The organism is Mesorhizobium sp. L-8-3 (assembly GCF_016756615.1).
In the GTDB taxonomy this organism is placed as follows: Bacteria; Pseudomonadota; Alphaproteobacteria; order Rhizobiales; family Rhizobiaceae.
Genome location: NZ_AP023262.1, coordinates 7,671,763 through 7,694,183 on the forward strand (window position 1 = coordinate 7,671,763; position 22,421 = coordinate 7,694,183).

The 22,421-nt window shown below is 64.3% G+C and carries 20 protein-coding genes and 2 pseudogenes; 13 read left to right on the plus strand and 9 right to left on the minus strand.

Annotated elements, in window-relative coordinates:
• Window positions 1-3 precede the first annotated feature (3 nt).
• The 7 genes and pseudogenes from JN302_RS35400 to JN302_RS35430 all read left to right on the plus strand — a co-directional run bounded on the left by JN302_RS35400 (window position 4) and on the right by JN302_RS35430 (window position 5,074).
• Window positions 4-552 carry a DUF924 family protein gene (locus tag JN302_RS35400; protein WP_202330685.1) on the plus strand — a complete coding sequence of 183 codons (549 nt, stop codon included), beginning with the start codon at window positions 4-6 and terminating at the stop codon, window positions 550-552.
• Between the two features lie 167 nt (window positions 553-719).
• Window positions 720-2,459, plus strand: a complete 1,740-nt coding sequence (locus tag JN302_RS35405; protein WP_202330686.1) for a long-chain fatty acid--CoA ligase — start codon at window positions 720-722, stop codon at window positions 2,457-2,459.
• A gap of 77 nt (window positions 2,460-2,536) precedes the next feature.
• The gene (locus JN302_RS35410) at window positions 2,537-2,722 is read left to right on the plus strand and encodes a hypothetical protein (protein WP_202330687.1); all 186 of its coding nucleotides are present in this window, start codon (window positions 2,537-2,539) and stop codon (window positions 2,720-2,722) included.
• Window positions 2,723-2,894: 172 nt separating this feature from the next.
• Window positions 2,895-3,074: pseudogene (locus JN302_RS35415) on the plus strand (hypothetical protein); the annotation flags it as partial.
• A 55-nt stretch (window positions 3,075-3,129) separates the two neighbouring features.
• Window positions 3,130-3,438, plus strand: coding sequence for a hypothetical protein (locus JN302_RS35420; protein ID WP_202330689.1), 309 nt, complete (start codon window positions 3,130-3,132; stop codon window positions 3,436-3,438).
• Window positions 3,405-4,280 (plus strand): MBL fold metallo-hydrolase, encoded by an 876-nt coding sequence (locus tag JN302_RS35425; RefSeq protein WP_202330690.1) that lies wholly within the window; start codon window positions 3,405-3,407, stop codon window positions 4,278-4,280. Before JN302_RS35420 ends, JN302_RS35425 begins: the two co-directional genes overlap by 34 nt.
• A gap of 111 nt (window positions 4,281-4,391) precedes the next feature.
• A pseudogene (locus tag JN302_RS35430) lies at window positions 4,392-5,074 on the plus strand (ribonuclease activity regulator RraA).
• 71 nt (window positions 5,075-5,145) lie between these two features.
• On the opposite strand, the gene JN302_RS35435 reads toward JN302_RS35430, so the two are convergent.
• The 3 genes from JN302_RS35435 to pgi all read right to left on the minus strand — a co-directional run bounded on the left by JN302_RS35435 (window position 5,146) and on the right by pgi (window position 8,307).
• The gene (locus JN302_RS35435) at window positions 5,146-5,646 is read right to left on the minus strand and encodes a PRC-barrel domain-containing protein (RefSeq protein WP_202330691.1); all 501 of its coding nucleotides are present in this window, start codon (window positions 5,644-5,646) and stop codon (window positions 5,146-5,148) included.
• Window positions 5,647-5,943: 297 nt separating this feature from the next.
• Complete coding sequence (locus JN302_RS35440; RefSeq protein ID WP_202308976.1) at window positions 5,944-6,654, minus strand: HAD family hydrolase; 711 nt, start codon at window positions 6,652-6,654, stop codon at window positions 5,944-5,946.
• A gap of 3 nt (window positions 6,655-6,657) precedes the next feature.
• Window positions 6,658-8,307: a glucose-6-phosphate isomerase gene (gene pgi, locus JN302_RS35445; RefSeq protein WP_202330692.1), complete on the minus strand. Its 1,650-nt coding sequence runs from the start codon at window positions 8,305-8,307 to the stop codon at window positions 6,658-6,660.
• Between the two features lie 252 nt (window positions 8,308-8,559).
• On the opposite strand from pgi, the gene pdxR reads away from it, so the two are divergent.
• Both pdxR and JN302_RS35455 read left to right on the plus strand, forming a co-directional pair.
• On the plus strand, window positions 8,560-10,053 hold the full coding sequence (pdxR, locus tag JN302_RS35450; RefSeq protein ID WP_202330693.1) for a MocR-like pyridoxine biosynthesis transcription factor PdxR: 1,494 nt from the start codon (window positions 8,560-8,562) through the stop codon (window positions 10,051-10,053).
• Window positions 10,054-10,347: 294 nt separating this feature from the next.
• Window positions 10,348-11,937: a trimethylamine methyltransferase family protein gene (locus JN302_RS35455; protein WP_202330694.1), complete on the plus strand. Its 1,590-nt coding sequence runs from the start codon at window positions 10,348-10,350 to the stop codon at window positions 11,935-11,937.
• 10 nt (window positions 11,938-11,947) lie between these two features.
• On the opposite strand, the gene groL is transcribed toward JN302_RS35455, so the two are convergent.
• Together groL and JN302_RS35465 are read right to left on the minus strand one after the other, a co-directional pair.
• Window positions 11,948-13,573, minus strand: coding sequence for a chaperonin GroEL (gene groL, locus JN302_RS35460; RefSeq protein WP_202308980.1), 1,626 nt, complete (start codon window positions 13,571-13,573; stop codon window positions 11,948-11,950).
• Window positions 13,574-14,001: 428 nt separating this feature from the next.
• Complete coding sequence (locus tag JN302_RS35465) at window positions 14,002-15,807, minus strand: IlvD/Edd family dehydratase (protein ID WP_202330695.1); 1,806 nt, start codon at window positions 15,805-15,807, stop codon at window positions 14,002-14,004.
• A gap of 470 nt (window positions 15,808-16,277) precedes the next feature.
• On the opposite strand from JN302_RS35465, the gene JN302_RS35470 reads away from it, so the two are divergent.
• Window positions 16,278-16,730 (plus strand): SRPBCC family protein, encoded by a 453-nt coding sequence (locus JN302_RS35470; RefSeq protein WP_202334558.1) that lies wholly within the window; start codon window positions 16,278-16,280, stop codon window positions 16,728-16,730.
• A gap of 148 nt (window positions 16,731-16,878) precedes the next feature.
• On the opposite strand, the gene JN302_RS35475 is transcribed toward JN302_RS35470, so the two are convergent.
• The gene (locus JN302_RS35475) at window positions 16,879-18,060 is read right to left on the minus strand and encodes an Mrp/NBP35 family ATP-binding protein (protein WP_202330696.1); all 1,182 of its coding nucleotides are present in this window, start codon (window positions 18,058-18,060) and stop codon (window positions 16,879-16,881) included.
• A 214-nt stretch (window positions 18,061-18,274) separates the two neighbouring features.
• Between JN302_RS35475 and JN302_RS35480 the strand changes: the two genes are divergently transcribed.
• The 3 genes from JN302_RS35480 (at window position 18,275) to JN302_RS35490 (ending at window position 19,515) form a co-directional block, all read left to right on the plus strand.
• Window positions 18,275-18,688 carry a VOC family protein gene (locus JN302_RS35480; protein WP_202308983.1) on the plus strand — a complete coding sequence of 138 codons (414 nt, stop codon included), beginning with the start codon at window positions 18,275-18,277 and terminating at the stop codon, window positions 18,686-18,688.
• Between the two features lie 103 nt (window positions 18,689-18,791).
• On the plus strand, window positions 18,792-18,950 hold the full coding sequence (locus JN302_RS35485; protein WP_202330697.1) for a hypothetical protein: 159 nt from the start codon (window positions 18,792-18,794) through the stop codon (window positions 18,948-18,950).
• Window positions 18,951-19,023: 73 nt separating this feature from the next.
• Window positions 19,024-19,515: a hypothetical protein gene (locus tag JN302_RS35490; protein WP_202308985.1), complete on the plus strand. Its 492-nt coding sequence runs from the start codon at window positions 19,024-19,026 to the stop codon at window positions 19,513-19,515.
• Between the two features lie 125 nt (window positions 19,516-19,640).
• Here JN302_RS35490 and JN302_RS35495 read toward each other — a convergent pair whose 3' ends face one another.
• The 3 genes from JN302_RS35495 to JN302_RS35505 all read right to left on the minus strand — a co-directional run bounded on the left by JN302_RS35495 (window position 19,641) and on the right by JN302_RS35505 (window position 22,412).
• The gene (locus tag JN302_RS35495; protein WP_202330698.1) at window positions 19,641-21,242 is read right to left on the minus strand and encodes a methyltransferase regulatory domain-containing protein; all 1,602 of its coding nucleotides are present in this window, start codon (window positions 21,240-21,242) and stop codon (window positions 19,641-19,643) included.
• A 9-nt stretch (window positions 21,243-21,251) separates the two neighbouring features.
• Window positions 21,252-21,707, minus strand: a complete 456-nt coding sequence (locus tag JN302_RS35500; RefSeq protein ID WP_244742595.1) for an invasion associated locus B family protein — start codon at window positions 21,705-21,707, stop codon at window positions 21,252-21,254.
• 225 nt (window positions 21,708-21,932) lie between these two features.
• Window positions 21,933-22,412, minus strand: a complete 480-nt coding sequence (locus JN302_RS35505; RefSeq protein WP_202330699.1) for a DUF4189 domain-containing protein — start codon at window positions 22,410-22,412, stop codon at window positions 21,933-21,935.
• Window positions 22,413-22,421: the final 9 nt, after the last annotated feature.

Below are 22,421 nucleotides of genomic sequence, written 5' to 3' on the forward strand. Positions count from 1 at the left end.
CAGATGGATCGAGTCGGCTGGGTGCGGGATGTACTCTCATTCTGGTTCGCGGAGTTGCAGCCTGACGACTGGTTCACCCGCAAGGACGCGACGGACGAGGCGATAAGACAGCGCTTCCTTGGCCTGTGGCAGGAAATGCGCGCCGCCATCCCGGCCGAGGCCCTGCTCGAGCGCGATGCGGCGCTGGCCGCGACGATCGTCCTCGACCAGTTCCCGCGCAACATCTTCCGTGGCACGGCCGACGCCTTCGCCACCGACCCGCTGGCATTGGCGGTCGCGCGCCAGGCCCTCGATCGCGGCTTCAACCGAGACCTGCCGCAGGAGCGCAGGAACTTCCTCTACATGCCGTTCATGCATTCCGAAGCGCTCGACGACCAGGAGCGCTGCGTCGCCTTGTTCGGCCCGGACCACAAGGACGTCAAATACGCGATCGCGCATCGCGACATCATCGCGCGTTTCGGCCGTTTTCCGCACCGCAACCGGGCGCTGAGCCGCGCGAGCACGGCGGACGAGCAGGCGTTCCTGTCAGGCCATGAGGGCTTCGGCCAGTAGCCGCGCCGGTTTGCGCCGGCGAGCGCCGCTTGCGCTCGCCACGACATAGGCAATACAAGTTCAGACAGGCGGTCCATGCTCGCGACCATGGCGGCCGGCGATAGCCGGCTTCGGAGCGCAGGGCCGGGAAACAACGCCGCAAAAGGCGGCAATCAGGGGAGCGAGACATGGCCAAGAGGCCCGACAAGACCAACGGCGCGCAGGAGAAGGCAGCCGTCCGCGGCACCGGTGAAACGAGCGCCGCCAGGCCCTGGCTGAAAAGCTATCCCGACGGGATCCCGGCCGAGATCGGCGCGCTGCCTGCGGCCTCCATCGGCGAGCTGCTGGTCACGGCCTGCAAGCAGTTCGCGACGCGCCCGGCCTTCACCTGCATGGGCAAGGCGATGACCTATGCCGAAGTCGAGCGGCATTCGGCGGCATTCGGCGCCTATCTCCAGTCGCAAGGCCTCGTCAAGGGTGCGCGCGTCGCCATCATGATGCCGAATGTGCTGCAATATCCCGTGGTGATGATGGGGGTGCTGCGCGCCGGCTATACGGTGGTCAATGTCAATCCGCTCTACACCCCGCGCGAGCTCGAGCACCAGCTCAAGGATTCAGGCGCCGAAGCCATCGTCATCCTGGAGAATTTCGCCACGACGCTGCAGGCGATAGTCTCGAAGACACCGGTCAAGCATGTGATCGTGGCCTCGATGGGCGACATGCTGGGCGGCCTCAAAGGCGCGATCGTCAACCTGGTCGTGCGCAGGGTGAAGAAGATGGTGCCGGCCTGGTCGCTGCCTGGCCACGTCAAGTTCCCGGCGGCGCTGAGAGCGGGCGCCTCGCAGAGCTTCAAGCAGGCCGCCGTCTCGGCCGACGACGTCGCCTTCCTGCAATATACCGGCGGCACGACCGGCGTCTCCAAGGGCGCCACGCTGCTGCACCGCAATGTGCTCGCCAATGTCGCGCAGAATGCGGTCTGGGTCGAAACCGCCTTCATCAGGAAACCGCGGCCGGCAGAGCTCGTCTATGTGTGCCCGCTGCCGCTCTATCACATCTATGCGCTGACGGTGAACGCGCTGATGGGCATGCAGCAGGGTGCGCATAATGTGCTGATCCCCAATCCGCGCGACATTCCGGGCTTCGTGAAGGAACTGCGGAAGTTCAAGGTGAACATCTTCCCCGGCCTCAACACGCTGTTCAACGCGCTGATGAACAACGAGGATTTCCGCAAGCTCGACTTCAAGCCGCTGCTGCTGACCTTCGCCGGCGGCATGGCCGCGCAGCGCGGGGTCGCGGAACGCTGGCAGCAGCTCACGGGCTGCGTGATGTCCGAAGGCTACGGCCTGTCGGAGACCTCGCCGGTGGCGACGGCGAACCGTTTCGACGCCGACAGCTTCACCGGCACGATCGGCGTGCCGATCCCCTCGACCGAGATCGCGATCCGCGACGAGGACGGCAAGGACCTGCCGCTCGGCGAGGTCGGCGAAATCTGTATCCGCGGGCCGCAGGTCATGGCCGGCTACTGGAACCGGCCGGACGAGACGGCCAAGGTGATGACGCCGGACGGCTTCTTCCGCACCGGCGACATGGGCGTCATGGACGAACGCGGCTACACCAGGATCGTTGACCGCAAGAAGGACATGATCCTGGTCTCGGGCTTCAACGTCTATCCGAACGAACTGGAGGAAGTGGTCGCCCAGCATCCGGGTGTGCTCGAGGTCGCCGCGATCGGCGTGCCGGACGAGCATTCCGGCGAAGTGCCGAAGCTGTTCGTGGTGAAGAAGGACCCCAACCTCACCTCCGAAGAGCTGATGGAATACTGCAAGAAGAACCTAACGGGCTACAAGCGTCCGAAACTCATCGAGTTCCGGACCGATCTGCCGAAGACCAATGTCGGCAAGATCCTGAGGCGCGAGTTGAGGGGATAGGCGCCGGTCCCGAGGACCCGAGGGTCCACCGCCTGGACGAGAGATCGGGCGGCCGGTCAGGGAGGATCGGGCTAGATGTGACAGACAACAACGGCGTCGTCCGCCGGCTGTACGAAAATGTTGTTGGCCGGGGCGACCTATTGTCGGTCGCGTTGCTGATCACGACCGGCCAGAACGCCGCGCGTCCATTCGGACGCGCAAAGGATAAAGGACACTCTAACACTTTGAATCTGCGCATCGTGCTTTCCGAAAATAGAGGATGATTCTCTGGCCGATGCGGTGTCGGTCACAACGCCGAGCAGCCGGGCACAGGGCCAACCGTGCTTCGCACGCAAATAATGGCAGTTCGAAGCACCTTTCTCGACTTCACATTGCGATCGACATGATCGCTGAAGGCGATTTGGTCGTCACCCGCGTCTCGGCCAGGGCACGCATCCGGGAAAATGGATGAACATCGGGCCATCGGGCGGCTGCGTGACAGTCAGGGGTATCAACATCGATCGCCTGCGCGGTGGCCAGGTGATCGAGCATTGGGATGAGACCGTCATTGTCGGAATGCTGATTCAGAGGGGCCTAGACATCTTCCCTTCGCTCGATCGCGAAGCTCAGTCCTGACGCAGCTCCGGCAGCGGAGACTTCACGCCCGCGTCCAATCGGCACGACATCGGCCATGGGAAGAAAAATCTCGCGCGTGCCGGACAGCCTCCAGTGCAAGTTGGGCTCGATGGCCGCGCCGATGATTTTTATTGCCGGCCACCCCGCACGATATGTTGATGACAGTGCAGCCTGTAGTATCTTCTTTGAAAAGTCGGGGCGCTTGGTACTCGAAGGTAAGCGCGGCCACATCGCGAGCGCCTCCTTCTCCTGTCGGCGCGATGTCAGACGCCAGATGGCCGCGAATGTCTTGTCTATCGATCCGTCCTCGACCGAAGAAGAATCGCATCAATGGATGACTGGAGAATCGGGAATATCCGGGTAACCAGAATTCTGGAGATGTGCGACCCTCTGCGGACGCCATCGGAATGGTTCCCCGACTGCACCGACGAAGCGCTCGCACAGCATCTTCATTGGCTCAAACCCCGATCGATATCGCCGGCGACCGGTCGGATTATCCTTCCCATCCAGAGTTTTCTGGTTCGTACTGGACACCACACCATCCTGGTCGACGGTTGCGTCGGCAACGACAAGACGATCGCAGACTTCCCGCATTGGCATCGCCGCAATGACGGCACCTTTTTAGAGCGGCTAGCGAGCGCAGGTGTTGCTCCCGAGCAGATCGACTATGTGTTGTGCACCCATCTTCATGTCGACCATTGCGGCTGGAACACACGATTGGTGGACGGGCGTTGGGTACCGACGTTCCCCAACGCCCGCTACATCATGGCGCGGCGCGAGTTAGAGGCCGCACAGACGGCTTACGCTGATGCCGACCAACCGACCTATCAGGAGAATGTTCTGCCAATCGTCGAGGCCGGTCGGGCTGTGCTTGTCGATATGGACTATGAACTGAATGACGAAGTGTGGCTGGAGCCGACGCCGGGCCACACCCCCGGGCACGTAGCCATCGGCCTGAGATCTCAAGGAATCGGGGCTGTGTTTTCCGGCGATCTCATGCATTGGCCGATGCAATGCATATACCCCGACTGGAACTTTCGGTACGACACGGACCCTGACCAGGCACGTCGGACGCGGTGGGCATTCCTGGAGGCTTGCTCGGATAATGGGCGCATTGTCATGACGTCGCATTTTCCCTTGCCGTCGGTGGGAACTATCTCGCGACGCCACTCATCATTCCGGTTCGTTGATCATCAGCCGCCGTAATCGCCAAGTACGCCGACCACGCCAATCCGAACGGCGGGGCGCGATCGCGATCGGCCACCCGCTCGGCATCTCCACGCGCGGATCGCCAAGAGGGCGACACCCGATGCAAAAATCGTCGAAGTCCTCCGCGAGGTCACCACGGCGACGATCACCACGATCCTCTTGAAGAAGGGACTGCGCAACGTCTGGGTCCGAGGCGCGCGGCCGTTGCGACCGGGTCAGCCGCACCTTGTGGGGCGCGCCTTCACACCGCGCTTCGTCCCGGCGCGCGAAGACCTCGCGACGCCGGAGTCGTGGTCTTCTCCGAAATCGCCCCGCGCTGCCATCGAGGCGATGCCAGAGGGATGCATCGCGGTCGTCGACGCCATGGGCGTGACCGATGCGGGCATATTCGGCGACATCCTGTGCGCCCGCATGGCGAAGAGGGGTGTAGCAGCACTGATCACCGACGGCGTGGTGCGGGACGTGGCCGGCGTGCTGGCCACGAACCTGCCCGTTTGGTGCCAGGGCGTAGCCGCGCCGCCTTCGGTGGCCGGGCTCACTTTCGTCGACTGGCAGCAACCGATCGGCTGTGGTGGCATCGCCGTCTTCCCGGACGACATCATCATGGCGGACGACGACGGTGCAGTGCTGATCCCCGCCGCCCTCGTCGACGAGGTGGTCGAACTCGCGCCGGGGCAGGAGCGGCTCGAAAGATGGATCATGCGAGAGGTCCAGGCCGGGTCCCGCTGCCGGGCCTCTATCCGCCCAACGCCGAGAACAAAGCGCGCTACGAAGCGGCGAAGGGCAATTGAAGCCATCGCCCCGCGCCGCTCCGATCATCGCTTCCGGCAGTCAGCCGATGTGAACGTTCACGCCGGGTCGACTATTGCGCGGGAGCCTCCGGGCCTGGCGTGATCGAACCGGTCGCCATTGGTGCCGGAGCCGGAGCCGGACCATAGGGCGCGGGGTCGAAAGTGGGCATGGCGTCGAGTTCGTCCCTGGTCGCCTCCACGACCAGCCAGCGGTCGCCGTCACGCTCCGCCCACTTCATCTTGCCGTATTCCATGGCAACGCTCTTCTCGCCGATGCCAAGGAAGCCGCCGACGCCGATCACCACCGACTGCACCTTGCCATCCTTGTCGAGAACCAGGTCGTTCACGTCACCTACGTTCTGCGCCTCGCTGCCCAAACCGTCATAGACGCTTTCGCCGAGGAAATTGCTGGCCAAGTGGTCCTTGCCCTCGACGATCGTCGGCGGTGCCAGCTGTTCTGCTGCGGGAGGAGCCGGCGTGGGCTGAACCGGCTGTGTGGTCGTGTCCTGGGCCCATGCTCCGGCAGCGACCAGCGTGGCCGCAGCCGTTGCGGTCATTAATCTGCGGATCATGACATTTCTCCTTGTTCAGGTCGTCGCCGCGTCCTGAACGACCGTCGCACAGGGCGCTGCTTCAACTCAGGAAAACGCGCATGGACGGACGATCGTTCCATCAACGACGGTCAGCGCGCCCGACCTCGGCCCTGGTGCGCCCCATGCCAATGGGCCTCCAGGCTGTGCACACATGTCCATTTCGAAGGAGAGGCGCGCGGCCCAGGCCCCCTCGCCCCGTCCTTCACGTGGAGAAGGCAGGGCCGCAGCCGCCCATCCATTCTACCGGGATGTGTGCTTGCGCCGGCAACGGGCCCCTCAAGCGCGGTCCGCGAGATAGGCCGGCAGGTCGGCGATCGAATCCAGCACCACGTCGGCCATGGGAAGAAGCGTCTCGCGGGTACCGGTGCCGGAGAGCACGCCGACGGCGAGGCCGGCACCGCCTGCCCGCGCCATTTCGAGATCGTGGCGGTTATCGCCGACCATGGCGATCTCCGAAGGCCTCAGCCCGGTGAGATCGGAGAAGGCGTGGATCGTATCGGGCGCCGGCTTGGGATTGGCGACCGCGTCATAGCCATAGGCGGCCTCGAACATCTGGGCGATGCCGAGCGCCAGAAGGGTCTTCTCCGCGCCGCTGGTGGAATCGTTGGTGGCGACGCCGAGGCGGAAGCCCCTGGCGTGGAGATGGGCGACCGCCTCCCGACTGCCCGGCAGGGGGACGGATTGCGCCGCCCCCTCGGCTGCGGTGAAGGTGTCGAAGCCCGTCACGATCCGCTTGCGCTCCCCGGCCGGCAGGCCGGGATACCAGAGGGCCACGATGTCGGCATTGGTGCCGGCCGCGAAGACCGAATCCGACCTGAAGCGGCGGGCTTCGAAGTCGTAGCCGGCGGCCGCCAGCAGCGCATTGGCGCGGTCGCGGTCGCCCCCGGCGGCTTCCAGCGCCATCCTCTGGCCGATGGCGAACCACGTCGCCTGAAAATCGACCAGCGTCCCGTCCTTGTCGAACAGGATCCCCTTGATGTTCGCCATGCCCTACTCCGGTTTGCGCAGCCGGTGGATATGGCGCACGAGGCCGCTTGTCGAGGGGTTCTCGGCAGCGGCACCGGCCTTGCCTTCGACGACTGGCAGCAGATCCGTCGCCAGTTCCTTGCCAAGCTCGACGCCCCACTGGTCGAAGGCGTTGATGCGGAACAGCTGCGCCTCGACGAAGACGCGGTGCTCGTAGAGCGCGATCAGGCGGCCAAGCGTCCCAGGATCCAGCTTCCGGTAGACGATGGTGACCGACGGCCTGTTGCCGGAGAAGACCCGATGCGGCGCGATCTTCCCGATCTCGGCCGGCGCCATGCCCTTGGCTTGCATCTGCGCTTCCGCCTCGGCGAGCGTGCGGCCCTTCATCAGCGCCTCCGACTGCGCCAGGCAGTTGGCAAGCAGCAGGTCGTGATGATGGCGCAGCGCCGGCTCGTGGCCTTCGGCCGCGGCCAGGAACTCGACGGGAATGACATCCGTGCCCTGATGCAGAAGCTGGAAGAAGGCGTGCTGCCCGTTGGTGCCCGGTTCGCCCCAGACCAGCGGGCCGGTCGGCGTCGACACCGGGGCCCCGTCGATGGTGACGCTCTTGCCGTTCGATTCCATGTCGAGCTGCTGCAGATAGGCCGGCAGGCGCGACAGGCGCTGGTCGTAAGGGATGACGGCACGTGCCGGATAGCCGCAGATCACGCGATGCCAGTAGCCGACGAGGCCCATGACGACCGGAATGTTCTCCAGCAGCGGCGCGGTCGCGAAATGCTCGTCCATCGCGTGCGCGCCAGCCAGGAAGGCGCGGAAATTCGTCGGACCGACCGCGATCATGATGGGCAGGCCGATCGCCGACCACAGCGAATAACGGCCGCCGACCCAGTCCCAGAAGCCGAAGACACGGTCGGATTCGATCCCGAAAGCGGCGACCTTGTCGAGCGCGGTCGAGACCGCCGCGAAGTGGCTGCCCACCGCCTCCTTTCCAAGCGCTGCCTCGATCCAGGCGCGCGCGGTGGCGGCATTGGTCATGGTCTCCACGGTGGTGAAGGTCTTCGAGGCGATTATGAACAGTGTCGTCTCGGGGTCGAGCCCTTTCAGCGTGTCGGCGATATGGGCGCCGTCGACATTGGAGACGTAGTGCGCCCGCGGGCCGTCGTGATAGGGCGCCAGCGCAAGCGTCGCCATGGCCGGACCGAGATCCGAGCCGCCGATCCCGATATTGACGATGTCGGCGATCGGCTTGCCGGTGGCGCCGGTCGCCTTGCCCGACCGGATGGCGTCGGCAAACGCCTCCATGGCCGACAGCACGGCCTTGACCTCGGCCATCACGTCGACGCCGTCGAGCACGACGCTTTGTCCGGAAAGATTGCGCAGGGCCGTGTGGAGAACCGCGCGCCCCTCGGTGATGTTGATCTTCTCGCCCGACAGCATGGCGGCGCGGCGCTGCTCGACCCCAGCCTTGCCCGCAAGGTCGGCGAGCAGGCGCATCGTCTCGCCGGTGACCGCCGTCTTGGACCAGTCGAGCAGCATGTCGCCCGATGTCAGCGAGAAGGTCTCGAAACGCCGGGGGTCGCGTGCGAAGGCGGCACGCATGTCGACCGTCGTGGCGGCGTGGTGCCGGCGCAGCGCCTCGATCTCCTTGGCAAGCGGGGACTGGGTCAAGGGCATACTCCTTATCAGCAGACGTTCGGGCATCGGCACCAGGGTGGCAGCGGCGCAAGTCCGGCGACCATAGCAGACAAAAGATGTTTTCGAGACGACGGAGCCGGACGATTTCGACAGTCCCGCCATGGCCCCATAGACGACGGATCACTGGCATAAATGGCTAGGATCAGAAAAATTCATTGGTGCAACGCTTTGGTCCAGGACTAGTAGTTTGTAGTCCAGCTAAAACAAAGATTCCGCCCCGGGAGGTGCGTGATGGCTCAGCGAAACGATACCGCGATCTGGTCCGGACTGTTCCGGATTTCCGCCGAATCCGGGCAGACGCTGCAGGCCCAGATCCGGCAGGCGATCGTCGCCGCCATCCTCGACCGGCAGATCGCCGCATCGATGCCGCTGCCTTCCTGCCGCATCCTCGCCGAGAAGCTGGGCGTGGCCCGCGGAACCGTCGTCCTGGCCTTCCAGCAACTGGTCGATCAGGGCTTCCTGATCGCACGCGAGCGTCGCGGCCATTTCGTCAATCCTGAGGTGGCGACCACACCGGCCAAGCCGACGCAGAAGGCTTCCGAATCGACCGGCCAGGTCGACTGGAAGGCGCTGCGCCAGATCAATGCGACCGACATGCAGCGGCCGGCCAAGACGGAGAACTGGATCAAGTCGTCCTACCCCTTCGTCTACGGCCAGTTCGACCCGGCGCTTTTCCCCACCGCCGAATGGCGCGAGTGCAACCGCATGGCTCTGGCGGTGCTCGAGATCCGCAACTGGGCGGCCGACATGGTCGACCGCGACGATCCGCTGCTGATCGAACAGATCCAGGCACGGCTGCTGCCGCGGCGCGGCATCTTCGCCAATCCGGACGAGATCATCGTCACGCTGGGCGCGCAGAACGCGCTTTATATGCTCGCCACGCTGCTGATGACCAAGGGCTCGAAGGTGGCCATGGAAGACCCCGGCTATCCTGATGCGCGCAGCATCTTCCGGCTGGCCGGGGCCGACACGCTGCCGGTGCCGGTCGACAGCCAAGGCATTGTGACTGAAGCCATTTCGCCCGAAGCGGGTTTCGTCTTCGTGACCCCCAGCCACCATTGTCCGACGATGGTGCCGCTGTCGAACGAGCGCCGGCACGATCTCCTGGCGCGTGCCCAGCGGAACAACCAGGTGATCATTGAGGACGGCTATGACAGCCAGCTGGTGGATGAAGCGCCGCAGCAGGCGCTGAAGAGCATCGACCGCTCGGGTCGGGTCGTCTATGTCGGCTCGATGTCGAAGACGCTCGCGCCGGGTCTCAGGCTCGGCTACATCGTCGCTTCGGCGGAACTGATCGCCGAACTGCGCGCGCTCCGCCGTTTCATGCTGCGCCACCCGCCGGCCAACAACCAGCGCGCGGTCGCGCTCTTCCTGTCGCTCGGCCATCACGAGGCCCTGGTGCGGCGCCTCTCGGCGGCCTTCGACGAACGCCGCAAGCGGCTGGTCCAGGCGATCTCCGCCTTCCTGCCGGAGTGGCGCTCGACCGACGCGGCCGGCGGCACCTCGCTCTGGCTCGAGGGGCCGCGCGGCACCGATTCCCGCGCGCTCGCCGAAGCGGCGGCCGCGCGCAGCGTGATCATCGAGCCGGGCGACCGCTTCTTCGACCGCCCGGAAAAGCCGACACGCTACATGAGACTGGGCATCTCCTCGATCGCGCTCCAGCATATCGAGCCCGGCATCCGCGAGCTCGCCACCGCGGCGGGACGGCGCCCGGCCGCGGCCTAGGCAAAGCAAGACAAGAAATGTCGTCTCCAGCGGCCCGGCAACCCCGGGCCGCTGGCATATCCGGCGCAATCGGCTGGCCCATGGAGGGCGAGCCGGGACGGCGCATAGTCAGCACATGTTGCAGCGCCGCGCGTCCATACGGACGCGCAAGGGACGCTCCAAAACGACTGGTTTGCGCATCGTGCTTTCCGGAAATCGATGGCGATTTTCGGGCCGATGCGGAAGGGGAACAAAGCGGCTCGACGCCGGTCCACGGCGCGGGAATGCGCTTCAGGGATCGGAGTGAAAAAAGTCATGTCGATCGTGCTCGAACAGCCCGACAGCGCCACGGAACGTACCTCGCGCCGATCAGGCGGCCGCGAAGCGCGGCGCGCGCTCAGGGCCGCGCCGTTGGCTGAGGACATCCGACCTGTCCGCCCGGGTCTGGAAGGCGGCCGTTACAAGCCGCTTTCGCAGAACGATCTCGAACGCATCCACGAGGCGGTACTGACAGTGCTCGAAACCGTCGGCTTCGCCAACGCGATACCGAGCTGCATCGAAGCCCTGACCCGCGCCGGCGCGGAACTGGGCCAGGACGGACGCATCCGTTTTCCCCGCAGGCTCGTGCTCGACACGGTCAGGACAGCGGCCCGCAACTTCACCCTGTGCGGCCAGGACCCCCGGCACGACATGAGCGTACAGGGAACCAGGGTGCATTACGGCACGGCAGGCGCGGCCGTGCATCTGGTCGATGTCGAGAAACGCGAATACCGGGAGTCGCTGCTGCAGGACATCTACGACGCCGCGCGCATCGTGGACGGCCTGGACAATATCCACTTCTTCCAGCGGCCGATGGTGCCGCGCGACATTCCCGACCCGCTCGAGATGGATTTCAACACGCTCTACGCCTGCGTGATGGGGACGACGAAACATGTCGGCACCTCCTTCACCATCCGCGAGAATGTCGGACCCGCGCTGGAGATGCTTTATGCCATCGCCGGCGGCGAGGAGAACTTCCGCGCGCGGCCCTTCGTGTCGAACTCGAACTGCTTCGTCGTGCCGCCGATGAAGTTCGCCGAGGACGCCTGCGGCGTGCTCGAAGCCTGCGTGGAAGGCGGCATCCCGATCCTGCTTCTGTCCGCCGGGCAGGCCGGCGCGACCGCGCCGGCGGCGATCGTCGGCGCGGTGGTGCAGGCGGTGGCGGAGGTGCTGGCGGGGCTGGTCTATGTGAACGCCCTCAAGCCCGGCCATCCCGCGATCTTCGGCACATGGCCCTTCGTCTCCGACCTGCGCACCGGCGCCATGTCGGGCGGTTCGGCCGAGCAGGCCCTGCTCACCTCCTGCTGCGCCCAGATGGCGCAGTTCTACGACCTGCCGGGCGGCTCGGCGGCCGGCATGGCCGATTCCAAACTGCCCGACATCCAGTCCGGTTACGAAAAGGGCATCACCACCGTGATGGCTGGTTTGTCGGGCCTCAACCTCATCTATGAATCGGCCGGCATGCACGCCTCGCTGCTCGGCTTCTGCCTGGAAAGCCTGATCATCGACAACGACATGCTGGGCCACTGCCTGCGCTGCGTGCGCGGCGTAGAGGTGACGGACGCCGCGCTTTCGATCGACACGATCGCCGAGGTCTGCATGAACGGGCCCGGCCACTATCTCGGCAACGAACAGACATTGCGGCTGATGCAGACGGAGTATTTCTATCCGGCGATCGGCGACCGCTTCTCGCCCAAGGAATGGAACGAGAAGGGCAAGCCCGACATGCTGCAGAACGCGATCGCGGAGAAGAAGCGGATCCTCGCCACGCGGTTCCCGCGCCATGTGCCCAAGGCGGTCGATGACCAGCTCCGGGTCCGCTTCGGCAACCTCATCCATCTGCCGCGCGGGGCGATGGGGCTGTAGGCGGTTCTCGTCAGTAGTCCATGCCGCCGGGCATGGCCGGCGCAGGCGCTTCCTTCTTCGGTTTTTCCGCGATCATCGCCTCGGTGGTGACGAGCAGGCCGGCGACGGAGGCGGCGTCTTCCAGCGCGGCGCGCACGACCTTGGCCGGATCGATCACGCCTTGCGCGAAGAGGTCGCCGAATTCGCCGGTCTGGGCGTTCCAGCCATAGGCGACCTCGTCCTTCTCGCGCAGCTTGCCGACGATGATCGATCCTTCCGCGCCCGAATTCTCCGCGATCTGCCGCGCCGGCGCCTCTATCGCCTTGCGCACGATGTCGATGCCGACCTGCTGGTCCGGGTTCGCAACCTTCAGCCCGTTGAGCGCGGCCGCGGCGCGCAGGAGCGCGACGCCGCCGCCGGGCAGGATCCCCTCTTCGACTGCGGCACGGGTGGCGTGCAAGGCGTCGTCGACGCGGTCTTTCCTTTCCTTCACCTCGACCTCCGTCGAGCCGCCGACGCGGATGACCGCGACGCCGCCGGCGAGCTTGGCCAGACGCTCCTGCAGCTTCTCACGGTCGTAGTCGGAAGTGGTTTCCTCGATCTGGGCCTTGATCTGGCCGATACGGCCCTGGATGTCGGCCTTGGAACCGGCGCCGTCGACGATAGTGGTGGCATCCTTCTCCACCACCGCCTTGCCGGCGCGCCCGAGCATGTCGAGGCCGACATTCTCGAGCTTGATGCCGAGATCCTCCGAAACCGCCGTACCGCCGGTCAGGATGGCGATGTCCTCCAGCATGGCCTTGCGGCGATCGCCGAAGCCCGGCGCCTTGACGGCGACAACCTTCAGGCCGCCGCGCAGCTTGTTGACGACGAGCGTGGCGAGCGCCTCGCCCTCGACATCCTCGGCGATGATGAGCAGCGGTTTGCCCGACTGCACGACCGCTTCCAGCACCGGCAGCATCGCCTGGAGATTGCCGAGCTTCTTCTCATGGATCAGCACGTAGGGCTCTTCCAGCTCGGCCCGCATCTTGTCCTGGTTGGTGACGAAATAGGGGCTGAGATAACCCCGATCGAACTGCATGCCCTCCACGACTTCGAGCTCGGTCACGGCGGTCTTGGCTTCCTCGACCGTGATCACGCCTTCGTTGCCGACCTTCTCCATCGCTTCCGCCAGGAAACGGCCGACCTCGGCATCGCCATTGGCCGATATGGTGGCGACCTGGGCGATCTCGTCGTTCCTGGTCACCTTGCGGGCCTTGCCCCTCAATTCCTCCACGACCGCGGCGACCGCGATATCGATGCCGCGCTTCAGATCCATCGGGTTCATGCCGGCGGCAACCGCCTTGGCGCCCTCCTGGACGATCGCCTGGGCGAGCACGGTCGCGGTCGTGGTGCCGTCGCCCGCCACGTCGCTGGTCCGCGACGCGACCTCGCGCACCATCTGGGCGCCCATGTTCTCGAACTTGTCCTCGAGCTCGATCTCCTTGGCGACGGTGACGCCGTCCTTGGTGACGCGCGGGGCGCCGAAGGCCTTGTCCAGCACGACATTCCTGCCCTTGGGCCCCAGCGTGACCTTCACCGCATTGGCGAGGATGTCGACGCCGCGCAGCATCTTGTCGCGGGCGTCGGAATGGAACCTCACTTCCTTGGCGGCCATCGTCCATCTCCTTCAATCGGCAAACGCAATCGGAAAAACACCACCGGGCAACAGGCCCTTGCACGCCGAAATCCGGCGCGCGAACCCATGCCGATCGAGGCTTGCCTCCGTTGGCGGGAAGGCCCCCTCGCGATTGGAAATCTGGTCCGCCGCCGCCGCCTTTCAAGAGCACGGCCGAAAATTTTCACCCGAGCTTAGGCGTTGATCCGTAACGGCTATTTTGTGTCGTGTCGCAAAACCGCCCATCTGCCTGTCCGTCCTCCGCAGCAGCTGCGCTGCGGCTGCGGAGGGTGGACCGGCATCTTCTCCCCGTTGTAGCGGGGAAAAGACCGCTTGCCTCTATGACGGCATTCGTTTCGCCGCAACGTGGATCAGCGAGATTGTGGGAGACGTCGATCTTCGTCCTGTTCCGCCAGTCGGCACCGGCGTCAATGATTGTCGCGCGGCACGCCCTTGCCCTGACGCGCGACACGCTGGTACTTCAGCGCGGGCTTCAGCACCATGCCTTCGGAGAGCTGGTCGACCATGCCGCGCTGGATCTCCTGCCACGGCGTCTGGTGCGCCGGGTAGCGATAGCCGCCCTCGTTCTGGAGATCGGCGCGACGACGGGTGAGTTCGTCGTCCGTGACGAGCATGTCGGCACGGCCTTTCCTGAGATCGATGCGCACGCGGTCTCCCGTCTTCAGGAGCGCGAGCCCGCCGCCGGCGGCCGCTTCCGGCGAGGCGTTGAGGATGGACGGGCTGCCCGAGGTGCCGGACTGGCGCCCGTCCCCGATGCAGGGCAGCGATTTGACGCCACGCTGGATGAGGGCGGCCGGCGGCTGCATGTTGACCACCTCCGCAGCCCCGGGGTGGCCGATCGGCCCGGCGCCACGCATGAACAGGATCGTGTGTTCGTCGATGCCGAGCGATGGATCCTCGATCCGGGCGTGATAGTCCTCGCGCCCGTCGAAGACCACCGCCTTGCCCTCGAAGGCTTCGGGATCGCGCGGGTCGGACAGATAGCGCTCGCGGAACTCTGTCGAGATCACGCTGGTCTTCATGATGGCGGAATCGAAGAGGTTGCCCTTCAGGTTGATGAAGCCGGCATCGACCTTGATCGGCTCGGCCGCGGGAAGGATGACCTCGGCATTGGTGCTCGCCGCATCACGGCAGTTCTCCGCGATGGTGCGGCCATTGACCGTCCTGGCATCCGGGTGAGGCAGCAGGCCGGCCTTCAGCAGTTCGGCGACGACCGCGGGGACGCCGCCGGCGCGATAGAAATCCTCGCCGAGATAGGCGCCGGCCGGCTGCATGTTGACCAGCAGCGGAATGCGGTGGCCGACCGCCTGCCAGTCGTCATTGTCGAGCGAAACGCCGAGATGGCGGGCGACGGCGTTGAGGTGGATCGGCGCATTGGTGGAGCCGCCGATCGCCGAATTGACGACGATGGCGTTCTCGAAGGCCTCTCGCGTCATGATGTCGGACGGCCTAATCTCCTCATGCACCATTTCGACGATGCGGCGGCCGGTGTCGTAGGCCATCTGTCCGCGTTCGCGATAGGGCGCGGGGATGGCGGCCGAACCCGGAAGCTGCATGCCGAGCGCCTCGGCCAGCGAATTCATGGTCGAGGCCGTGCCCATCGTGTTGCAATAGCCGACCGACGGCGCCGAGGCCGTGACGGCCGCCATGAAACCTTCCGCGTCGATCTCGCCGGCCGCCAAGCGCTCGCGCGACTTCCAGACGATGGTGCCGGAGCCGATGCGTTCGTTGCCCTGCCAGCCGTTGAGCATCGGGCCGACGGAAAAGGCGATGGCCGGAATGTCGACCGTCGCCGCCGCCATGAGCAATGCCGGCGTGGTCTTGTCGCAGCCGATGGTCAGCACCACGCCGTCGAGCGGATAGCCGTATAGCACCTCGACCAGCGAAAGATAAGCGAGGTTGCGGTCGAGCGAGGCGGTCGGACGCTTGCCCGATTCCTGGATCGGGTGGCACGGAAATTCGAACGGAATGCCGCCCGCCGCCTCGATGCCGGCACGCACGCGCCTGGCGAGCTCGATATGGTGACGGTTGCAGGGGGACAGGTCCGATCCCGTCTGGGCGATGCCGATGATCGGCTTGCCGGACTGCAACTCGCCGCGCGTCAGGCCGTAGTTGAGATAGCGCTCGATATAGAGCGCGGTCATCTCGGGATCGTCCGGATTGTCGAACCACTCCCGCGACCTGAGCTTCTTTGGCTGCTTTGAACCGGACATATGGCCCTCCAGGAATCCGACCCGCATGGTTAGGCCAACGGCCGGTCGGCGGCAAGTGGGGCTTGCCCTATTTGTCCGACAAATAGCATGCTTCTCTGGTGCGTCCTTCGAGGCTCGCTGCGCTCGCACCTCAGGATGAGGGAGGCTGGCACTACACACCCAGGACAAGCGAGGCTGGCACGACACACCCAAGACAAGTGAGGCTGGCACTACACACCCAGGACAAGCGAGGCTGGCACGACACACCCAGGACAAGTGAAGCTGGCACTACGCACCTCAGAACGAGGAAGGCGGGCACTACGCCCCTCATCCTGAGGTGCGAGCGCAGCGAGCCTCGAAGGACGCACCATGTACCGGACGCCTTGATGCTCCCGCCGATCCAGAAGGCGAGACCGATCCAGCACTTTGGTGCGATGGACAAGGCCGACGTGTTTCGCTACGCCTCCAAGATGCTAGTGGAGGAATTCGGCATGGCTCTGGTCATCGAAGGCGAGGAACGGATCGCGGCACCCGTGCAGAAAGTCTGGGAAGCTCTGAACGATCCGGACGTGCTCAAGGACTGCATCCCCGGATGCCAGAGCCTGGAGAAGAAGTCCGACACCGATCTGGCGGCGACCGTGGTGCTCAAGATCGGGCCGATCAAGGCGACCTTCAACGGCGAGGTGACGCTGAAGAACCTCAACCCGCCGCATTCCTATACCATCGCGGGCGAAGGCAAGGGCGGTATCGCAGGCTTCGCCAAGGGCGGCGCCGACGTGACGCTGACGCCCGATGGGGAGGACACGACGGTGCTGACCTATGCCGCCAAGGCCGATGTCGGCGGCAAGATCGCCCAGCTCGGCAGCCGGCTGATCACCTCGACGTCGAAGAAGCTGGCGGGACAGTTCTTCTCGAGCTTCAACGAGCGGGTGAGTCAATCGTGAATGGTGAATGGTGAATGGTGAATGGTGAATGGTGAATGGTGAATGGTGAATGGTGAATGGTAGGAAAGATCAGCGGCGGCTCATCGAAAGTGCCATGCCATGAAATTTTTGTGACCATTCACCATTTTACCATTCACCATTCACCGTCCTATTCAAATACAATCTTCGGCGTTGCCGCCTCGGCAGCACCGCGTTCGGCGTTGACACGATCCCAGACCCGCGTCGCGATGTCGCGATAGATACGGGCCTCGGTTCCGTCGGGCTCCGACGCCACGACCGGAGCCCCCGCATCGGAGGTCTCGCGAATCCCCATGACCAGCGGCACTTCGCCGAGGAAGGTGACGCCGAGGCGTTCGGCCTCCTTGCGCGCGCCGCCATGGCCAAAGATGTCGTAGCGCTTGCCGGTGTCGGGGGCGACGAAATAGCTCATATTCTCGACGATGCCGAGCAGCGGCACATCGACCTTTTTGAACATGTTGAGACCCTTGCGGGCATCGATGAGGGCGAGATCCTGCGGGGTGGAGACGATGATGGCGCCGGCGAGCGGGACCTGCTGCGCCATTGTGAGCTGGGCGTCGCCCGTGCCGGGCGGCATGTCGACGACGAGCACGTCGAGCTCGCCCCATTGGACCTCCCGCAGCATCTGGGTCAGCGCCGACATGACCATCGGCCCCCGCCAGATCATCGGCGTCTCCTCGTCGACGAGGAAGCCCATCGACATCACCTTGAGGCCGAAATTCTCCATGGGCTTCAGGGTCTTGCCGTCGACCGTCTCGGGCCGCCCGTGGATATTCAGCAGGCGGGGCATCGATGGACCGTAGATGTCTGCGTCGAGCAGGCCGACCCTCAGCCCGTTGGCCTTCAGGCCGAGTGCGATGTTGACGGCGGTGGTCGACTTGCCGACGCCACCCTTGCCCGACGCCACCGCGATGATCGCGTCGATGCCCGGCACGCCGCGCTTGCCCCTCGCCTCGGAGGGCGGCGCATGCGGCGCGGGCCTCGCGGCCGGAGCAGGCCGCGGCTGCGCGGGGGCTGACGGGCGCGGCGCCGGCCGGGGCTGCGCGCTCTCCATGCCCCCGCCCTTCTTCTCGGCCGTCAGCGCGACAACGGCGCCGGCGACGCCCGGGATGGCGCGCACCACACGTTCGGCGGCGGCGCGCAGAGGCTCCATCTCCTGGGCGCGGGCTGCCGGGACGGTGATCGAGAAGAACACCTTATGGTCGGCGATGAAAATCTCCGAAACCAGCCCGAGATCGACGATGTTGCCGGTGAAGTCCGGTCCGTTGACCGTCCGGAGGCTGGCGATGACGGTTTCCTTGGTGACGGACATGATGCCTTGCCTGATTGCTTTTCGTGACCGTGAGATAGTGCATTCCGATCGCGGAACCAAGCATGACAGGCGACGCTCGGCGTCGCGCCTGCCGGCGCTGGATCGGTTGTCACGAAAAAATCCGAAGCTGTGTCGATTTCCCGCTTCGCCGATCGTCGTCGGTTCGGAGCGGGAGGACGCCTGCCCGCCCGACAACCCCATCAAGGAGGACAAGATGAAGTTCGTACCTTATCTCAGCTTCGACGGCCGATGCCGGGAAGCCTTCGAATTCTATGCCAAGGTGCTGAAGGGCGAGATCGTGGCCATGATCAGCCATGCCGAGACGCCTGCCGGCGAACATGTCTCGAAGGACTGGCAGGACAAGATCATCAATGCGCATCTGATCGCGGGCGGCCAGTCGCTGATGGGCGCGGATTCGCCGCCGGAGATGGGTGACGCCACGAAGAAGGGCTTCAGCATCTCGATCGAGATCGACGACGAGAAGGACGCCGAGCGCATCTTCAACGCATTCGCGGACGGCGGAACGGTTACGATGCCGTTCGAGCCGACCTTCTGGGCGAAGAAGTTCGGCATGGTGACGGACAGATACGGCACGCCCTGGATGATCAATCACGGCATGATCGGCTGATCCCCTCGCAAGCGGGCCGCGCCAGCGTGTCGCATGAAAGTGGAGGCAGCGAGGCGCGGCCCGTCTATCGCCGGATTTGGGCATGGCAGCGTGAAGAAACTGCATGGAAACGCCGATTGCTGTCCTTGACGCCCTTCGAGTTGTGCAGTTTCATCAATCTGCAACCGAGGAAGGGCAGGTCGTGAAAGCGTTCCACAACCGTGACCGGTTCACGTCGGCGACGAACCTGTCGGCTGCGTTGGCCTGCCGCGGCGTTCGATGAGTGCTGCACCCCACACCGCAATCAAATTGCGCCAATCAAATCTGCGCATTGAGAGCATGCGAAAGGACCGATCATGCTTGGCATCTTCGACGTGGATCCGCCGATTTCCGGAACACCCACCCCGGGTCTGAAAAATGCATCTGACAACCTGCTAACAGCGGCCACGGATGCAGTTCGCAGAAGGAATCTAAAAGAATCCGGCTTTCAAAGCAGATCTAAGTTTATCACGAGCGTTATCCCGACAATGACGCAAGATGACGTCAACAATGCGCGGGAACGTATTTTGGGAACAATTTCGCTGGAGCTTTTCGAGCAGAAAATCAAAGATTACCTCGCTCGACAGTATGGCCGGCTCAAGGGGCCCGTGCAGAATGCTTTTGGCGAGATCCCCCGATTCGCCAAACGAGCGTCAAGTGCAGGCTACCCTCTGGAAGATGAAGAGGTTCAGAAGGAGTTTGCCGGCTTTGTCATGTCGTATGTCACCGATGGGATGCAGGGCGAGGACACGACCGGCACACAAATCGGCAACTTTCGCGGGAAATGGCCTGGCGGGGGGTTCGGCTGACAGGGAAACGCCGTGCGGCGAAAGCGAAAGATCTGCAAAGGCGGGCTGCTCCTATGCGCTATGCGCCGTCCCTCCAGCAATGACCGCATGATGCGGCGGCGCGAAAGGATTGACGAGCGAACCAATCAGCTTGCGATAGGCGGAACGGCGAGCTTGGCTTCAAGCAACTGACGCATCGTCGCGTCGACATGCTCGGCGATGCATTTCGAGATCTCACCGGCTTCGCGTACCGGCTCGCCGCCTCGCTCGAATCTCACCTTTCCCGATCTTACATGGTCCTGCAGGGCTCGTTCCAAATCGGCACGATCATGGCTTCCGTCAAGCTCGGGCAGGAGCAGCGTGGCCACCAGACCCAGCGGGACGGGCTCATGCCATCGATTGAAGATCGCAGGGATGGCGCAATCGCGAGAGATTTCAGCCGCGCGACGGATCGCAGGCTCGATCGCGATGCGGCCCTCGGCTCGCTCGCCGATGCGCACCGGCGCGATACGGAACCGCGCCAAGCCCTTGATGACGAGGTGGTCCAAAAGCTCGTCTATCACGGGCATCAGCTCCTGCTCGGAGGCAGCGCCGAGCAGGGCTCCCGTGCGCTCCACCAGGTCATTGTAGGAGACCGTTTCCGGCCAGCTATCGGAGAGCACCTTGACAGCGGCTTTCACTGCCGGTTTTTCGGTTGCAAGGCTGGACGTATTCGTCCCGAACACTTGGCGGGAACTGTCCAGCCTTATCCGGCCGTCCTGACAAGACAGCCGGGCTGCGAAATGCAGTTTTCGCATTCGCTCACCATCGATCCGATAGCGGATATCGCCCGCTTGCCGATCGTGGACGAGCAAGGTCTGCCTGAACGTCCGATTGGCGACAAAATCGAGATATTGTTCTAGAAGGACCTGGCTGTGGCCGCATTCCTTCAGCAACGGCTCTGCGACATCCTGGCCATAGTTGCTGGCGAACATCGTCGAAGGTTGAGCCTCTGCCAGATAGGCCAGCCCGTGTGCGCCTGCATCTCTTATGAAGTCCTGAAAGTAGCAGGGGGCGTTGAACGGTTCGAGATATTCGTGGGCAAGATAGTTATCCTGCTGCGTGCGCAACTCGGGCAGCGTGTGCTCAAGGGTCTTGGCCAGTATGCTGCCCCTGGGGGCCAACCGCTCGAGAAAGTCGAGCATCCCCTTCGCGTAGCCGAGCCGCTCGGCCGGGGTGGCACGCGCCGCACCTCGCAGCATCATGGCGTCGCGCACGATCTCCCTGGCCTTCCAGCCGGGATAGACATTGTAGCTGACATAGGCGATGCCGTCGGGCGCGAGGTTCTCCTTGCAGATGCGGAGAATGGCCTCCCGCACATGCGCCGGAACCCAGCTGTAGACGCCGTGGCAGATGACGAAATCGAAGCTGCCAAGGCCCTTCGAATCCAGTGCGGCCACATCGGCCTCGATCAGCCGGATGTTGGAAAGGCCGAGAGCATCTACCCGCTCCTTTCCCAGTGCGATCTGAACGCCGGAGAGATCGATGCCGACGAGTTGTGCCGCAGGGTTTCTTGCCGCGAACGGTATCAGGTTGCCCGCCGACGAGCAGCCGAGTTCCAGAACTCGCGCGGTGGCGACATCGGGCGCATCCAACCCGAACAGATGCGCCACCGCAGCCAGGCTTTCGGGAGCCGATTGCGGGAAGGGGTGCGACGTGTACGGCAGCTCGTCATACACCGACTTGACCAAGCTGACCGTTTCGCTCACCGGCTTCATCTATCGCAGACCCAAGGCGGCAATCCGGTCGAGCGCTGCCGAGAAGCCATGCAGCGATATCGGGAAATTCAGTTTCTGGCCCGAATCGGCGACAACCCCGAGGTTCAGACGGGAGCCAGCCCGCAGCTTCGCAACAGTCGCGGAATCCATGGGATACGAGGCGATACATCCATTCGGCAAACATGTGCGGATCCGCACCGGCGGCAACGGCGGCCGATCGTCGATATTCGGCGTCACCCCGGTGTCGAGGACGATACCGAAGGGGAGGAGCAGCGTTGCGTTGGCTGTGCCGTCGCGACGCGCCTGCACCTCGATGGCAAGAAGCCTCTGTCCGTTCTGCTGTGTCTGATCCTGGGAAATGGCGCAGGCAGGCACCTTGTCGCGCATGACGCAGGAAACCCGCCAGTCCTGATACGTCTCCTGCAAGGCTGACAGGCCGTCGGGCGACTGGGCCATGGCTGTCGTCGCAGACATGAACATGGCGATCAAACAGGGAAGGGCACGCCCGGGACGCGATGCTCCCGAAGCGTGCTCGAGCGACGACGCGGCGAGAGCAAAGGGCCCCGTCCGGTTCGGTCGCCCTGCTGACGTGGATGTCGAGAAAGGCAAGCGTGCCTCTTTCCGTTTCGAGGGTCGCCAGGTATCAGCGATGAGCTGACGCACTTTTCCCGCGCCGAGGCGTCAAGTGCATACCCATTCACGGACCTTGCACTCCATGCCCGATGTCTCACAGGCTTGAACGGCAAGGTCCTCGGCTTCTCGCCGCGTTGGCGCCGACTTCACGCCCCACGGGCTCATGCGATCGAGCTTTTCCTTGCCGATCGCGAGAGCGCCGCAATGATTGTATGGAAAACCGGTATCGTCGTCATCGTCCCAATGCCGGTGATTCCGGAAGACCTCGACGACTTTGCAAGCCTCGCCGCCCGCGTTCTCGCAATGCTTGAACGCTATGTCCATGGCTTCCTGCCGCTTGTCGGCGCCCCAGAAGAAACCGTGCTTTTCGTCGATGTCGGAATAGGCGATCGCCGCCCAGATGCCGCGCTCCTCCTGAGGAGGGGGAACGGGTGCTTCCGATATCCCGACCGCGAGATCAGCGGACGCGACCTGCCCCGTATATGCGAGCAGAAACCCCAGGGTTGCAAAGGTAGACCTGAATTTCATCTTGTCCCT

Excerpts from the sequence above, each read along its gene's own strand:
- JN302_RS35465 (WP_202330695.1), bottom strand. The coding sequence starts at position 15,807 with ATGTCCGGTTCAAAGCAGCCAAAGAAGCTCAGGTCGCGGGAGTGGTTC.
- JN302_RS35485 (WP_202330697.1), top strand. The coding sequence starts at position 18,792 with ATGGAAACGCCGATTGCTGTCCTTGACGCCCTTCGAGTTGTGCAGTTT.
- JN302_RS35405 (WP_202330686.1), top strand. The coding sequence starts at position 720 with ATGGCCAAGAGGCCCGACAAGACCAACGGCGCGCAGGAGAAGGCAGCC.
- JN302_RS35455 (WP_202330694.1), top strand. The coding sequence starts at position 10,348 with ATGTCGATCGTGCTCGAACAGCCCGACAGCGCCACGGAACGTACCTCG.
- JN302_RS35480 (WP_202308983.1), top strand. The coding sequence starts at position 18,275 with ATGAAGTTCGTACCTTATCTCAGCTTCGACGGCCGATGCCGGGAAGCC.
- groL (WP_202308980.1), bottom strand. The coding sequence starts at position 13,573 with ATGGCCGCCAAGGAAGTGAGGTTCCATTCCGACGCCCGCGACAAGATG.
- JN302_RS35420 (WP_202330689.1), top strand. The coding sequence starts at position 3,130 with ATGGGAAGAAAAATCTCGCGCGTGCCGGACAGCCTCCAGTGCAAGTTG.
- JN302_RS35500 (WP_244742595.1), bottom strand. The coding sequence starts at position 21,707 with ATGGCCCAGTCGCCCGACGGCCTGTCAGCCTTGCAGGAGACGTATCAG.
- JN302_RS35470 (WP_202334558.1), top strand. The coding sequence starts at position 16,278 with ATGGCTCTGGTCATCGAAGGCGAGGAACGGATCGCGGCACCCGTGCAG.
- pgi (WP_202330692.1), bottom strand. The coding sequence starts at position 8,307 with ATGCCCTTGACCCAGTCCCCGCTTGCCAAGGAGATCGAGGCGCTGCGC.
- JN302_RS35425 (WP_202330690.1), top strand. The coding sequence starts at position 3,405 with ATGGATGACTGGAGAATCGGGAATATCCGGGTAACCAGAATTCTGGAG.
- JN302_RS35400 (WP_202330685.1), top strand. The coding sequence starts at position 4 with ATGGATCGAGTCGGCTGGGTGCGGGATGTACTCTCATTCTGGTTCGCG.
- JN302_RS35505 (WP_202330699.1), bottom strand. The coding sequence starts at position 22,412 with ATGAAATTCAGGTCTACCTTTGCAACCCTGGGGTTTCTGCTCGCATAT.
- pdxR (WP_202330693.1), top strand. The coding sequence starts at position 8,560 with ATGGCTCAGCGAAACGATACCGCGATCTGGTCCGGACTGTTCCGGATT.
- JN302_RS35490 (WP_202308985.1), top strand. The coding sequence starts at position 19,024 with ATGCTTGGCATCTTCGACGTGGATCCGCCGATTTCCGGAACACCCACC.
- JN302_RS35475 (WP_202330696.1), bottom strand. The coding sequence starts at position 18,060 with ATGTCCGTCACCAAGGAAACCGTCATCGCCAGCCTCCGGACGGTCAAC.
- JN302_RS35435 (WP_202330691.1), bottom strand. The coding sequence starts at position 5,646 with ATGATCCGCAGATTAATGACCGCAACGGCTGCGGCCACGCTGGTCGCT.
- JN302_RS35440 (WP_202308976.1), bottom strand. The coding sequence starts at position 6,654 with ATGGCGAACATCAAGGGGATCCTGTTCGACAAGGACGGGACGCTGGTC.